Source organism: Pseudomonas sp. GL-R-19 (assembly GCF_019956375.1).
Lineage (GTDB): Bacteria > Pseudomonadota > Gammaproteobacteria > Pseudomonadales > Pseudomonadaceae > Aquipseudomonas.
The window spans coordinates 31279-45147 of sequence record NZ_JAHBDJ010000001.1; the positions used below are offsets into that span (position 1 = coordinate 31279).

The 13869-nt window shown below is 58.8% G+C and carries 13 protein-coding genes; 12 read left to right on the plus strand and 1 reads right to left on the minus strand.

Features of this window, described 5'->3' with window-relative positions; translation table 11 throughout:
* Positions 1–356 precede the first annotated feature (356 nt).
* A complete protein-coding gene (locus KGA83_RS30005) occupies positions 357–458 on the minus strand; it encodes a Tn3 family transposase (RefSeq protein WP_411741890.1) in 102 nt (33 codons plus the stop codon).
* A gap of 684 nt (positions 459–1142) precedes the next feature.
* On the opposite strand from KGA83_RS30005, the gene KGA83_RS00115 reads away from it, so the two are divergent.
* The 12 genes from KGA83_RS00115 to KGA83_RS00170 all read left to right on the plus strand — a co-directional run bounded on the left by KGA83_RS00115 (position 1143) and on the right by KGA83_RS00170 (position 13828).
* A complete protein-coding gene (locus KGA83_RS00115; protein WP_223527457.1) occupies positions 1143–1466 on the plus strand; it encodes a cyclophilin-like fold protein in 324 nt (107 codons plus the stop codon).
* Between the two features lie 299 nt (positions 1467–1765).
* The gene (locus KGA83_RS00120) at positions 1766–2905 is read left to right on the plus strand and encodes an MFS transporter (RefSeq protein WP_411741891.1); all 1140 of its coding nucleotides are present in this window, start codon (positions 1766–1768) and stop codon (positions 2903–2905) included.
* Positions 2906–3221: 316 nt separating this feature from the next.
* A complete protein-coding gene (locus tag KGA83_RS00125; protein ID WP_223527463.1) occupies positions 3222–3980 on the plus strand; it encodes an SDR family NAD(P)-dependent oxidoreductase in 759 nt (252 codons plus the stop codon).
* Positions 3981–4030: 50 nt separating this feature from the next.
* Complete coding sequence (locus tag KGA83_RS00130; RefSeq protein ID WP_223527464.1) at positions 4031–5161, plus strand: MBL fold metallo-hydrolase; 1131 nt, start codon at positions 4031–4033, stop codon at positions 5159–5161.
* A 4-nt stretch (positions 5162–5165) separates the two neighbouring features.
* Positions 5166–5747, plus strand: a complete 582-nt coding sequence (locus KGA83_RS00135) for an aldo/keto reductase (protein WP_223527466.1) — start codon at positions 5166–5168, stop codon at positions 5745–5747.
* Positions 5744–7087 carry an NTP/NDP exchange transporter gene (locus KGA83_RS00140; RefSeq protein ID WP_223527468.1) on the plus strand — a complete coding sequence of 448 codons (1344 nt, stop codon included), beginning with the start codon at positions 5744–5746 and terminating at the stop codon, positions 7085–7087. The genes KGA83_RS00135 and KGA83_RS00140 overlap by 4 nt, the downstream gene beginning before the upstream one ends.
* A 28-nt stretch (positions 7088–7115) precedes the next feature.
* Positions 7116–7841: an NADPH-dependent F420 reductase gene (locus KGA83_RS00145; protein WP_223527470.1), complete on the plus strand. Its 726-nt coding sequence runs from the start codon at positions 7116–7118 to the stop codon at positions 7839–7841.
* A 266-nt stretch (positions 7842–8107) separates the two neighbouring features.
* Positions 8108–9301 carry an arabinose transporter gene (locus KGA83_RS00150; RefSeq protein ID WP_223527472.1) on the plus strand — a complete coding sequence of 398 codons (1194 nt, stop codon included), beginning with the start codon at positions 8108–8110 and terminating at the stop codon, positions 9299–9301.
* Between the two features lie 854 nt (positions 9302–10155).
* Complete coding sequence (locus KGA83_RS00155; RefSeq protein WP_223527474.1) at positions 10156–11130, plus strand: alpha/beta hydrolase; 975 nt, start codon at positions 10156–10158, stop codon at positions 11128–11130.
* Between the two features lie 256 nt (positions 11131–11386).
* Entirely contained in the window at positions 11387–11971 is a 585-nt protein-coding gene (locus KGA83_RS00160) for a cyclophilin-like fold protein (RefSeq protein ID WP_223527476.1), read from the plus strand.
* Between the two features lie 84 nt (positions 11972–12055).
* A complete protein-coding gene (locus KGA83_RS00165; RefSeq protein WP_223527478.1) occupies positions 12056–12799 on the plus strand; it encodes an SDR family oxidoreductase in 744 nt (247 codons plus the stop codon).
* A 78-nt stretch (positions 12800–12877) separates the two neighbouring features.
* Positions 12878–13828 carry an aldo/keto reductase family oxidoreductase gene (locus KGA83_RS00170; protein ID WP_223527480.1) on the plus strand — a complete coding sequence of 317 codons (951 nt, stop codon included), beginning with the start codon at positions 12878–12880 and terminating at the stop codon, positions 13826–13828.
* Positions 13829–13869 lie beyond the last annotated feature (41 nt).

The window sequence follows — 13869 nt, forward strand, 5'->3', positions numbered from 1 at the left end:
CTCGGCCTTCCGGATCGTTCGGGAGAAGGCAGGCTACAGGTCGCCTACCCCCGGAACAGCCGTCTGTGCTCTACAGAGCCTCTTCTACCTACCGATAGACGTAGCATCATCGGAAGGTATGGGATTTCATCATTTTCACAAAAACGCATCCTGGAAGCACAAAAACCAATCTACCCAATGCGTACAGACAAATAAAAATGTTGTTAATCATGTGGTTAATGTTTTTTTCACGCGACTCCATATCCACACTCACAACCTATTGAATTTAATTTATCCCAAATCGCGGGATATTACAACGCAAATAATGACTTGGATTCGCTTTTCCCGAACGTACCAGCGAGGGAAACCCCTAAGCATCAGAGAGACCTCAGGTAAGCATGAACACTACGGCGTAGCTCGACGCTTTGCAGCCAGTCCAGGATGAACAGCGTGCGCTCGATTCGGTCCATCTCGCACAGGCCGCGGTCAACCCATTCTCATGCGGCGCCCTGATTGATCGAACGAACCAAACGCAGGGTGTCATCTAATTGGGAGGGGATTCGCCTGACTTTCAAGGAACGCCGATCAGCGGGCTTCCTTTCGCGTGGGTCTGCACACCTGCGGCACGGACAATATGGTTCGCCGACGTCGCAGACGCGCGACTCGGCAGAAGCCCAGTAGAAGCATCAGGGCTTAGAGTTGATCGTTGGAGCTGGCTGTGTCGGTGTACCGTACTCGGCCCACAAATCGGACTCGCGATAGAGACGTCGAGGACGTAGATGGAGTTGCGCACGGCGACATTGTCCACGCCCGTGTTGAAGGGCGCGTTCCGATTGGAGAAGCGCTTTTTCGACGAGACCGAACGTCGCATCAGTCCTGTAAAAAAGTAAACGGAATCCCCGCGCACTAGATCGAGACTGAAACTTGTGCCTTGTCTCCCCTGACAGCAGCGCAAAGCCGACACCAAACAATGAAACAGTACGAGTGTGTACCTATTCATCAATTCAGTTCATACCTGTATGCGATTATTACAGTTTAATCGTTCAGACCTTCGCGGTATTAAGTACATCACCAAACACATCCATGCCTTCGAACACAGTTGGGACGGCTGTCTCAAATTGGGGGTTGGTATGGCAAAATGCAGAACCAATCGAGCAATAAACTTGCTGGCCTCATTGGCTGTATTCGCCATTCCCTTGGGCAGCCATGCGGCGGAAATAGAAAAGAGTGGCATGGCGAACGCAAACCGCCTTCACGTCGCACCAGAAAACGGAGCTACGGCCATGTCAAACAAATTGACATGCCGACCCAAGTCTAAACTAACCGTCGACACGGGCCACGCCATTGCCGAGCTTTACAACCATCCTACGAGCCGGAAGTTGGCGTCCATGTTGCCGCTGACATTGAAGTTCAGCGACTACAACAACGTCGAGAAGATTGCCTATTTCCCTCGCAAGCTTTCGACTGCAAAAGCTCCCTTCGGTTGACGCCATCCGAAGGAGATTTGGCCGGTGTGGATGGTGTTCTCTCGTTGCGACAGCAGTTTCTCGCGCTAGTGCTGCTCCGGCCAGGACGCGCCTTCCGGTCACTGACGATGCCTTCGCCGCGTTCGGCGCTCATGGCTTGCCGTCACTGGCCCAGCAACGGTCCGCCTAGCGACAACTTAAAAACATCAGAAACCAAAGAGAATCCCATGCCCCCCAGTACAACCAATGCCTCTGGAGGCAACACAAGCAACCAAGACAATTTGGCAGGTAGTCCCGCGAACTGGAGTGGCGTCTTTGCGATGTCGCTGTGCGTCTTCGCGCTGATCGCCTCCGAATTCCTGCCCGTCAGCCTGCTGTCGCCGATTGCGGCCGATCTGCACGTCACAGAGGGGATGGCTGGGCAAGGCATCGCAATCTCGGGTGTCTTTGCCGTGCTAACCAGCCTGTCCATCTCGGCCCTGGCCGGCAACATGAACCGCAAGACATTACTGTTGGGCTTGACCGCGCTGATGGCCTTGTCCGGCGCGGTGGTCGCGCTTGCGCCGAACTACCCGGTCTACATGATCGGACGTGCGCTCATCGGCGTGGTCATTGGCGGCTTCTGGTCCATGGCGGCGGCCGTCGCCATACGGCTGGTTCCGCTCGCGCAGGTTCCCCGCGCCCTGGCCATCTTCAACGGCGGCAATGCGTTGGCCACTGTCATTGCGGCCCCCCTAGGCAGCTATCTGGGCTCGATCATTGGCTGGCGCGGCGCCTTTATGTTTCTCCTGCCGGTGGCGGCAATTGCACTGATCTGGCAGTGGATCAGCCTGCCGGCCATGAAGACCGTTGAGCGGCCGAAGGGTTCAGGCAATGTTTTCAGGGTCCTCAAGAGCCGCTCTGTTGCCTTGGGCATGGCCGCGTGTGGTGCCTTCTTCATGGGGCAGTTTGTTCTTTTCACCTACGTCCGCCCGTTTCTCGAGGCGGTAACCCGTGTCGACATATCAATGTTGTCGCTCGTTCTACTCGTCATTGGCGTAGCGGGCTTCGTCGGCACCACGTTGATCGGCGATGTGCTCAAACGCAGCTTGTACGGAACGCTAGTCGTGATCCCCATTCTGATGGCGGGCATCGCCCTGGCGCTGATCCCCTTCGGCGCTTGGCTTGCCGCTGTTATCGCGCTTTTGGGGCTGTGGGGCTTGCTGGCGACCGCGGCCCCAGTCGGCTGGTGGAGCTGGATCGCCCAGGCCATGCCTCACAACGCTGAGGCCGGCGGTGGTCTGATGGTCGCAGTGATCCAACTGTCCATCGCTTTGGGGTCGACCGTTGGTGGGCTGCTGTTCGACTCCACAGGCTATCGGGCCACCTTCTTGGCAAGCGCACTTGTGCTGTTGCTGTCCGCCTACGTGGCGCTCCTGACCTCCCGTGCCTCGCACCGACACGACCTGCAAGCGGCCTAAATCCACCGAATGGAGCGCGTCACGTTCTCCCAGAGCCAGACATTCAAACGAGGCAGGTACCTACCTTGCAGCCCTACGTCATCATCCACACCCTCACGTCAATGGATGGAAGGATTCATAACATCGAACTGCCCGAGTTCGATTCGGCGACGCTTCAGTACAAGTAACTGGCGCCGCCAGGTCCGAGGAGATGTCCATGCTTCGTCGCAGATTTATCACTGCAGGAATCGAACTGGGTGCAGGCCTAATCGCCGGATCGCTCATCGCCACGGCTGTTCATGCACAGACACCAACACAACCTCGAAAGGAGTCCAGCATGCCTATTTCACCAGGCACTGCCCACAAAGCCCGCGTGTTCATCACCGGCTCGGCTGATGGGCTGGGTTATGCCGTGGCCAAGACATTGCTCGACCAGGGCCACGACGTCGTCGTGCATGTCCGCTCCAAGGCCCGGCTGGTTGCGGTGAACGAACTTGTGGACCGGGGCGCCATTGCCACGGTGGGAGACCTGTCGGATCTCTCGCGAGTCCGTGACCTTGCCAACCAGGTCAACGCGATCGGCCACATGGATGCCGTCATCCACAACGCAGGCATCCTCTCCGGCGCGCAGCTGCTGGTCGTCAATGTCGTCGCACCCTACCTGCTCACGACCTTGATCGAGCGCCCCAAACGCCTGATCTATCTGAGCAGCAGCATGCATGCAGGTGGAAGCCCGGACCTGGCTGGCATGGATTGGTCCGGGCGCTCTTCCTCGGCTAGCTACTCAGACAGCAAGCTGTTCGTCACCGCACTGGCCGCAGCCGTTGCACGACGGTGGCCGGACGTGCTGAGCAACGCCGTCGACCCAGGCTGGGTGCCCACGAAGATGGGCGGCGCGAACGCGCCTGACGACCTGCGTCTGGGGCATCTGACCCAGGAGTGGCTGGTCACCAGCGACTCCCCCGAAGCACTGACCAGCGGCGGCTACTGGCATCACCAGCGCCGGCGACAGCCGCATCCCGCCGTCAACGACACCCGCTTCCAAGACCAGTTGCTCGCCGAGCTCGCTCGCGTCACCGGAACGGTGCTGGCGTGATGGTATCGACAGGTAAGTACCGCATAAAAAGAACCTGGTCTCGCCTCCTCATGGTCCTAACCGGTGTCGTTCTCCTGGGCGCTTTCAGCGTCGTCATCTATCTGCGGCAGCCGCTGTTTGGCGCGTTGCCCAGCAGCGAACGGCTTGAGCACATGGCGCGCTCACCCAACTATGTCGAGGGCGCATTCCTCAACCAGATCGACACGCCCATGCTCACGACGGAGCAGTCCGAATGGTCGATGTGGATGGAGACCCTCTTCGGCGAGAAGGGTCAGCCCCGCCCGCCTGGCGCCGTGCCCGCCATCAAGACTGACCTGAAGGCGCTCGACCCGGCACAGGACCTGGTCGTGTGGCTCGGCCACTCCTCCTACTTCGTACAACTGGGCGGGCATCGAATACTGATCGACCCGGTCTTCAGTACGAATGCCTCGCCGATACCACTGACGAACACAGCGTTCGATGGCACCAGTATCTATATGGCAGACGACATGCCGCCGATCGACTTCCTGCTGATCAGCCACGACCACTACGATCATCTGGACTACCCGAGCATTCGCGCCCTCAAGCCCAAGGTCAAGCGGGTGGTGGTGGGTCTGGGTGTTGGCGCGCATTTGGAAGCCTGGGGCTATGACACGGACATCGTGAACGAGGCCGACTGGTACGAGACCATCGGCCAGGCACCGGACCTTCAGATCCATGTCACGCCAGCTCGCCACTTTTCAGGCCGCACGTTCACTCGCGACCAGTCACTGTGGGTAGGATTCGCGCTGAGTTCCCCTGAGCGCCGCCTCTTCTTCAGCGGCGACTCTGGCTATGCGCCGCACTTTGCCGAGATCGGCACGCGCTATGGACCGTTCGACTGGGTGGCTCTCGATACCGGCCAGTACGACCCACGCTGGGCGAACGTTCACATGAACCCCGAGCAGGCCGCCCAGGCGGCCGAGGATCTCCGCGCACGCGTGCTGATGCCTGGTCATATCGGCCGGTTTTCCATTGCACCCCACAACTGGGACGACCCTTTCAAGCGCATCACAGCGGCCAGTCAAGGGCGGCGCTACAGCCTCTGGACACCGGAAATCGGAGAGCTCGCCTACCTGGATGGTCGCGCACAGTCGTTCACCCCGTGGTGGAAAGCCGTCCATTCAGACAGATCACAGAAGGTTGCAGGCAATGAACCCTAGTTCGATGACGCGTCGACAATTCTCGCTTCTGGGAGCCTCCGCACTGCTGGTAGATCCGATGGTCATGGCCCAGTCAGGACGGGCCAATGAACCTCTGCCGATGAGACGTGTCGTTCGTCTACCCGACGGCAGCACGGCTCCAGCATCGGGCATGGGGTCGTGGCGACTCGCCCAGGGTCGGCGTCCTGTCGTGCAGGAAAAGGAAACCATGAGGCTGGGGCTTTCGCCGGGCATGACGCTGATCGACACCGCCAAGATGTATGGAAACGGCGTGTCGGAGCAGATGATCTGTCGGGTCATTGCGGGTCGACGCGCAGACGTGTTCCTGGTCTCCAAGGTGCTGCCTTCCAACGCCACCACATGTGCGGGCGTTGTTGAGACCCGTGCGCGCAGCCTACGAAACCGAGGCACCGACTATCTGGACCTGTATCTGCTGCACCGGCGCGGTCAGGTGAGAGACCAGGGCCTAGTCGTAGGCACCTTCGAGGCACTCAAGATGGACCATGTCCGCGAGAACGCGCGGGCCATGTCGATCTCGCTGGACGCGCAGGACCTGGCGCTGCTGGACAAGGCGTTTCCCGTATGACGCAGTCCAAAGGAAACGAGCAACTGTCGATCCGACTGCAACGCCTGACAGGGGTGCGACCGGAAGAAGCGCCTGCGGTCATGTGGTCGCTACTGTACGTCATCGCGCTTTTCCTCGCCTACTACGTGCTACGCCCGATCCGGGACGAGTTGGGTGTCGCCAGCGGTGTCGCCAATCTGCCCTGGCTATTCACTGGCACGTTGATTGTGATGCTGCTGGTCAGCCCACTTTTCGCGCTGGCAGTGCGCAACCTGCCCCGCAAGCAGTTCGTTGCCTTGTCCTACCGCTTCTTCGCGGCAAACCTGATCGTGTTCGCGCTCCTGTTGCACTTTGCGTCGCCGGAATGGCAAGTGTGGGTCGGGCGGGCCTTCTTCATCTGGGTATCTGTCTTCAACCTCTTCGTTGTTTCTGTCTTCTGGTCGTTCATCGTTGATATCTTCGACAGCGAACAAGGTAAACGGCTCTTCGGCCTGCTGGCCGCTGGTTCCACGGTAGGCGGTCTCCTGGGTTCGGCGCTCACCTCCTTGCTCATCGAAAACATTGGTCGTTCTTGGCTGGTCGCCATCGCCATCGTGCTGCTGGAGGCGGCTGTGCTCGCCTCTCGCAGGCTGTCGTTTGTGGCGAAGTCGTTCGAACATCCGGCAGGTGACGGCGATCCTGGCAAGCCGCTGGGGGGGGGCGTTTTTGCCGGCTTCGTTCACACCATTCGCTCGCCTTACCTGGCAGGCCTTGCACTGTTCATCCTGCTGTACTCGCTGACCTCGACGTTTCTGTACTTCCAGCAAGCGAACATCGCGCAGGAGTACTTCCCCGAGCGCGCAGCCAGAACAGCGTTTTTCGCCAATATTGATCTGTTGGTCAACGCCATCACCCTGGTCCTGCAGTTGTTCGTGACCGGTCGGCTGATCAGCTCTCTGGGTATTGTGATGACGCTGTGCATTCTGCCCTTTATCAGCGTGACTGGCTTTGCAGCCCTGGCAGCAAGCCCAAGTACGGCTGTGTTGGTGATGGCTCAGGTCTGGCGCAGGGCTGCAAACTTCGCGCTGGCCAGGCCGGTGCGGGAGATCCTGTTCACGTCCATCGCTCGCGAGGATCGCTACAAGGCGAAGAACTTTATCGACACGGTGATCTATCGCGGTGGTGACCAAGTCGCCAGTTGGGGCTACGCCGGTCTCATGGGCCTGGGGTTTGGGCTGACGCAGATGGCCGTGATCGCCGTGCCCCTGTCGGTCATCTGGCTTGCGTTGAGCGTTTGGCTGGGGCGCTCGCATCAGCGGCAGCAAGCGCTGCAGGTGCCGCCCGTAGTGACTGCACAACCATTGCAAGCAGACCGAACATGATGCTTTTACTGAGAAGAAGGAGTCCTCAATGACATTCTCTCGTCGATCCATTCTGAAATCGCTCGGCGCTGCGGCTACGCTGCCTTGGATATTTCCTCACGTTGCACGCGCGGCACCGTCCATGCGCATTGGCGTGATTGGCGCCGGTTCGTTAGGCGCGACCGTGGGCCAGCTCTGGGTCAAAGCCGGCCATGAGGTCATGTTCTCGTCGCGTCATCCTGAAGAACTTGAGTCCATGGCTCGCGAATTGGGGTCTCGCGCTACCGCCGGCTTGCCGTTGCAGGCTGCAGAGTTCGGGGCCGTCTTGCTGCTTGCGGTGCCTTTCGTGGCGCTACCGCAGGTCGGGCGTGATCTGCACCGCGCGTACCAGGGCAAGATCGTACTGGACTCCACCAATCCTTGGGGCGCGAGCGAAAGCGACGTGTATCGCGAGGCCCGGGAAAATGGCGTCACGCAGACGGTGGCGAAGTACTTGCCGGATGCCCGGCTGGTGCGTGCCTTCAGCTGCGTGGATGCCACCGTCGTGGAGACCTCGGGAACAAGAGCCGGTGGCAGGATCGGGATGCCGATCGCGAGCGATGATGCGCAAGCCGTCGCAACCGCAGCGGAGCTCGTGCGCGCTGCGGGATGCGACCCGATCATCACCGGCAACATGGCGTCGTCCGTCGCGTTCCAACCTGGCGGCCCGGGGTGGCGTGCTCACCTGACGGCACCAGAGATGCGGCGTCGCCTCGGTCTTCCAGCGGCAAGCTGAGGTACCGCACCCGACATCAGGGGCGTTTTGTCTGACAGATGACGGCGGTAGAACCAACCGGGTGAACTCGATAGATGACTGAGTCCTTCACATTCGGCGCGAGTTACGACAGTGACAACAATAGCCGAGAAGTGCGCCAAAACGGCCTTCAATCGACATCACTGGCACGGCCGCTGAGTACGATACTTGCCCGTCAATAAGAATCGCCCCTTCGAGCAGGGCCAACAACTCTCCCCCCTGACAGTTGCCTCAAAAAGGTTTTAGTAATGTCTAACGTTCAATCAAGTACTCAAACCACGTATGGGGTCGTTGCAACACTGCTGCCCATCATGGCAGTTGTGCTCATCGCATTCTCAATCATAGGTCTTGCGTTACCGGTGCTGCCTCTGCACGTGCATCATGATCTAGGCTTGGGGACGTTTATTGTAGGCATCGTCACGGGCAGCCAATTCGCGGCATCGCTCATATCTCGTGTATGGGCCGGACGCTATGCAGACGCTCACGGCGCTAAGCGAGCAGTTACTATAGGTTTGGTTACGGCAGTCGCATCCGGAATGCTTTATCTCCTGTCCCTTTACTTATACAACTCCCCGAGGTTTTCAGTTTCGGTGCTCATCATGGGGAGAGCTCTGTTAGGAGCAGCTGAGAGTTTCATTATTACAGGTGCCCTAGGTTGGGGACTGGCACTTGTGGAGCACCGCCACGCAGGAAAGGTTATAGCGTGGGTTGGAATGGCTATGTTCGCCGCCTTCGCCCTCGGCGCTCCAGCTGGCACCCTTCTGTTCGACCGATTCGGTTTCATATCCATTGCTGTGGCCACTACGGTAACTCCGTTAATTGCACTACTGGTCATAGTGCCCATACGTGCGGTCAACATTCAGCCTAAAAATCATCAACGAGTGTCTCAGGTCATCGGGGCAGTCTGGATTCCCGGTATGGGCTTAGCGTTTAGCAGTATTGGCTTCGGTGCTATCACAGCATTCATCGCCTTACTGTTCACCGAGAAAGGCTGGACGCCCCTTTGGCTAGCCTTCACTGCTTTCGCAGCAGCATTCATCTTGGCAAGGATTTTTTTCGGCCATCTTCCAGACAAGCTCGGTGGTGCCAAGGTCGCACTCGTGTTCGCACTGATCGAGTCTGCTGGACTAGCACTGATCTGGTGGGCTCCGGTGGTAGAGCTCGCACTTACAGGAGCTCTGCTCACTGGCGCTGGTTATTCACTAGTCTTTCCAGGGCTGGGCGTAGAGGCTGTACGACGGGTGTCGGCGCAAAACAGGGCCCTCGCCATGGGTACCTATACCGCGTTCCTCGATTTGGCACTGGGAGTAACCACTCCCGTATTGGGGTTGATTGCAAGTTGGAATAGTTTGGGGTCGGTGTTCCTCATCAGTGCAGTGCTTGCGTTAGGTTCCGCTGTGATTTGCGCACAGTTGGTCAGGCGCTCTGCCGTCACTTCATAGCGCCCAATTATCACCTTGGCGATGCGTTCAGAGTTTAGGCTCGAGAGTGTTGCAGAAGATCCCGCAGATATGGGTCATATTTGCGCAATATCGCCTCCTCCATCTTTATACGACAACGCTCTGATTATTCAGGGCTTTTCGTTTTTTCTTTTGGAAAAACCTACCAGCCCACACTTCAGCCCGCAACCTGGATGAAGTATTGCTTTTCGACCAGCGGCTAATTTTTCAAATGGTCTCTTGCCCCTACAGACCTGAAGAACGGGTTTAGAAGCAGCTTCCGCAGGAAGCGCCGGAACGGAAACAGAGGTTGTGATCTCTCTTTCGACGCAGCCCAACAAGCCTTGACCAAACAAGCTTTCACGTCCGTTAAGCACTTGGCGGATGTCCTCTACAAGGTCTCGTCCATCGCCTGTCCCAGACCGAGTCACTCGAATCGGCGACCAACGCAGCCTGCGGCGGGTTTGCCGCCGGTCATATAGCGAGGCTGAGCTGATGCAGGCGGACCGAATGCTTCCATGTACGGGACTCGATGATCAATGGTCATCGCAGCGTGGTGATATGTCATTCGAACAAGCATGAACTCATCGGGGGTAGGTTTCCATTTCGAACCGCCTGGGACGTGGGAGCGTGATTATCCAATAGCGTGCATAGATGCTTGCAATTTCATGGGATGTTTTGGGGCAGTGACAGGCATACATTAGTTGGCAAAGCCAATCCCGACGGGCGACGCCATTTGCGAAACGAATATTCCCATGGTTGTAAAAGTCTATGACGCCTACGCCGACGACAAGCCGTGCTGCTCGGCGGGTATTCAGGCTGGCAGGAACAATCTCAACTACATGTAAGGCAAGCACATGCAACTGACACAGGAATGGGACAAGACCTTCGCCAAGAGCGACAAGGTGGAGCATAAGAAGATCACCTTCACGAACCGCTATGGCATCACCCTGGCGGGAGACCTGTACCAACCGAAGAACGCCAGCGGAAAACTGGCCGCTATTGTCGTCTGTGGCCCGTTCGGCGCGGTGAAGGAGCAGTCCTCCGGGCTCTATGCGCAAACCATGGCCGAGCGCGGCTTTGTCACGCTGGCCTTCGATGCATCCTACACAGGGGAAAGCAGCGGTGAGCCGCGCAATGTCGCCTCGCCAGACATCAACACCGAGGACGTAAGTGCGGCAGTTGATGCTCTTGGTCTGCAACCTTCCGTTGATCGCGAACGGATTGGCGTCATTGGCATTTGCGGTTGGGGCGGCATGGCGCTGAATGCCGTGGCCTTGGACAAGCGCGTCAAGGCGGTTGTCGCCAGCACCATGTACGACATGACCCGCGTCATGTCCAAGGGCTACAACGACAGCGTGACCCTCGAGCAGCGCACGCAAATGCTCGAGCAACTGGGCGAACAGCGTTGGCTGGACGCAAAAAATGATGCCCCTGCCTACCAGCCGCCCTACAACGAACTGAAGGGTGGTGAAGCGCAGTTCCTGGTCGATTACCACGATTACTACAGCACGTCCCGCGGATACCATCCGCGCGCGGTCAACTCGGGCAACTCCTGGACGATCGCCACACCGCTGTCGTTCATGAACATGCCGATCCTGACCTATATTGCAGAAATTTCTCCACGCCCGGTCCTGTTCATCCATGGTGAAAACGCCCACTCGCGCTACTTCAGCGAAACCGCTTACGCGGCCGCGGCGCAGCCGAAGGAGCTGATGATCATTCCAGAGGCCAGCCACACCGATCTGTACGACCGCGTTAACGTGATTCCTTTCGACAAGCTGACGACCTTCTTCACGCAGCACCTGGCCACGGCGGCACGCGCCGCTTGACGCCTTGAGGCGGCCGCATCCTGGCGAGCAAAACGCCAGGATGCGGCTGAACTGGATGGCGCGCCCTACGGTATGGATTCATGCCACTCAACACTTCTGACTTCCCAGTGGAGACCGCAACCAGAACTGGCAATAGACCGCTCGCTGAGGAGCGTCTTCGCCATATTGTTGTGCGAATCCGCGCTCGATACCTCCGAATTCACGTGCAGGCGCGGCAACGCGTCTGGCCCATTTTCCGCATTGCTAGGAGAACAACATGAAGAGCGAAAACGTTGACGTCGGTGCAGGCGGTCCTCTCTCCTCTCTTGGCGCTGCAAGCCGCAGGCATTCCTGGCACCGGCGGGCCATGCAACAGCTTGGAATGCCGCTGCTTCTCCTTGCACTGTGCAGCGGCCATCCCGCCCACGCCGCCAGCACTGCGCTGCCCGTGGCCGCTGAGCAGGATGTCACTCAAACACCCAAGAAATCGGATGAATCACGCCTGTGGATGACCATCGGGGAACGTCGCTTCGCCATCACCCTGGCCGACAACGAGGCCACTCGCGCATTCGCCGCCACGCTGCCGCTGACACTGGACATGGAGGACCTCCACGGAAACGAGAAGAAGAAAGAACTGCCTGACGCGCTGCCCACCAGTGAGAGCCGGCCCGGCACAATCCGCAACGGAGACCTTATGCTTTGGGGATCGCGCACCGTGGTCATCTTTTATAAGACCTTCGACTCAGCTTACTCATACACCCGTCTGGGCCGCGTGGACGATCTGACTGGCCTGGCCCAAGCGCTCGGCCGTGGCGATGTTCGGGTGGTGTTCTCCCAAGAGCAGCGTGCGCTGACAAAGTAGTTCCCACGCGCTCAACACCGACCTGAAATACCGCCTCATCATCTGCTGCACTTCCTTCGCAGCCCGAATCCAGAGAGAGAGATCATGATCAAAGACAAAGTAGTCATCATCACCGGCGCATCGTCCGGAATCGGCGAGGCAACCGCCAAGCTGCTCGCGAGCAAAGGCGCCAAAATCGTGCTCGGCGCGCGTCGCGAAGACAAGCTCAAGCAAATCGCGGAGGAGATTCTCCTGAGCGGAGGCCAAGTGGTCTATCAGGTGCTGGACGTGACAAAGCAGGAGGAAAACGACTGCATCGTCCAACTGGCAAAAGAGAAATTCGGTCGCGTGGACGTCATTTTCCTGAATGCAGGGCTGATGCCGAACTCGCCGCTGTCCGCCCTGAAGACCGAAGACTGGCACCAGATGATCGATGTCAACGTGAAGGGCGTTTTGAATGGCGTAGCGGCCGTGCTGCCCGAGTTCCTGGCACAGAAGTCCGGGCACGTCATCACCACCTCGTCGGTGGCGGGGCTCAAGGCCTATCCGGGCGGTGCTGTCTACGGCGGGACGAAGTGGTTCGTGCGCGACTTCATGGAAGTCCTGCGCATGGAGTCCGCCATGGAGGGCACCAACATCCGCACCGCGACGATCTACCCGGCCGCGGTTAACACCGAACTACTGGCGACGATCAGCGATAAGGAGTCGCTTGACCAGATGCAGGGCATCTACGCCAAGTACGGCATTTCTCCAGACCGGATTGCCAACGTCGTCACCTTCGCGATCGACCAGCCCGATGACACGACTATCAACGAGTTCACCGTTGGCCCAGCGAACCAGCCTTGGTGAGTTCATTGCAGTCACATAAGGCATCCGACACCCAATCCGAGCCTATTCAGCCCACCACTGCCCTGATAAGGAGCTCTCATGAAGACCGTGCCACTAGGATCAACCGACACTCGGGTTCCCAACGTCGTCGCGGGCATGATGCGCATCGCCGGCAGCACCGATGACCAGGTCCGCGCGCTCTACACCGCGGCGCGCGAATCGGGCATCAATTTTTTCGATCACGCCGACCTCTACGGTTTCAACCATCCCGGCGGTGGCCCGCATCTGTGTGAACTCCGGTTCGCCGAGGCGCTGCGACTCAGCAGCGCCGAGCGCGATCAGATCTTCCTCCAGTCCAAGACCAGTATTGTGTCCGACCCGTGGCACTACGATCAGTCCTACGAGCACATCGTGGAATCGGCCGAGAGGTCGCTGAAAGCTCTGGGTACCGACTATCTGGATGTGCTACTGCTGCACCGGCCAGACGCACTCGTGGAACCGGAAGAAGTCGCCCGCGCCTTCGACCATCTGGAGTCCACCGGAAAGGTTCGCGCGTTCGGGGTTTCCAACCATACTCCCCGTCAGATCGATTTGCTCAAGACCGCCGTGACCCAGCCGATCCTGGCCAACCAGGTCCAGCTTTCGGTGACGCATTCGACGATCGTCGCCCAGGGCCTGTCGTCGAACATGACCGGATTCGACGACTCAATCACTCGTGACGGTGGCGGCATCGTCGACTACGCGCGGATTAACAAGGTCACGCTGCAGGCGTGGTCTCCGTTCCAGAAAGCCTTTCAGGATGGAGTGTTCTTCAACTCTCCCGACTACCCGCAGCTTAATGCCGAACTCAAACGACTCGCTGCGAAGTACGACGTCACTCCGACCACGATCGCTACAGCCTGGATCACCCGTCATCCCGCCGGCATCCAAGTAGTGCTGGGTACCACGAGACCCGAGCGCCTCGTCGAGGCAGCCGCAGGCTCAAATATCCCGCTCTCCCGCCCCGAATGGTACGGGCTTATCCGAGCGGCTGGTCACAACGTTCCCTGAACGTGCCCGGGCGTCGAAAGTGGCGCCCACCTCCCTGAAGG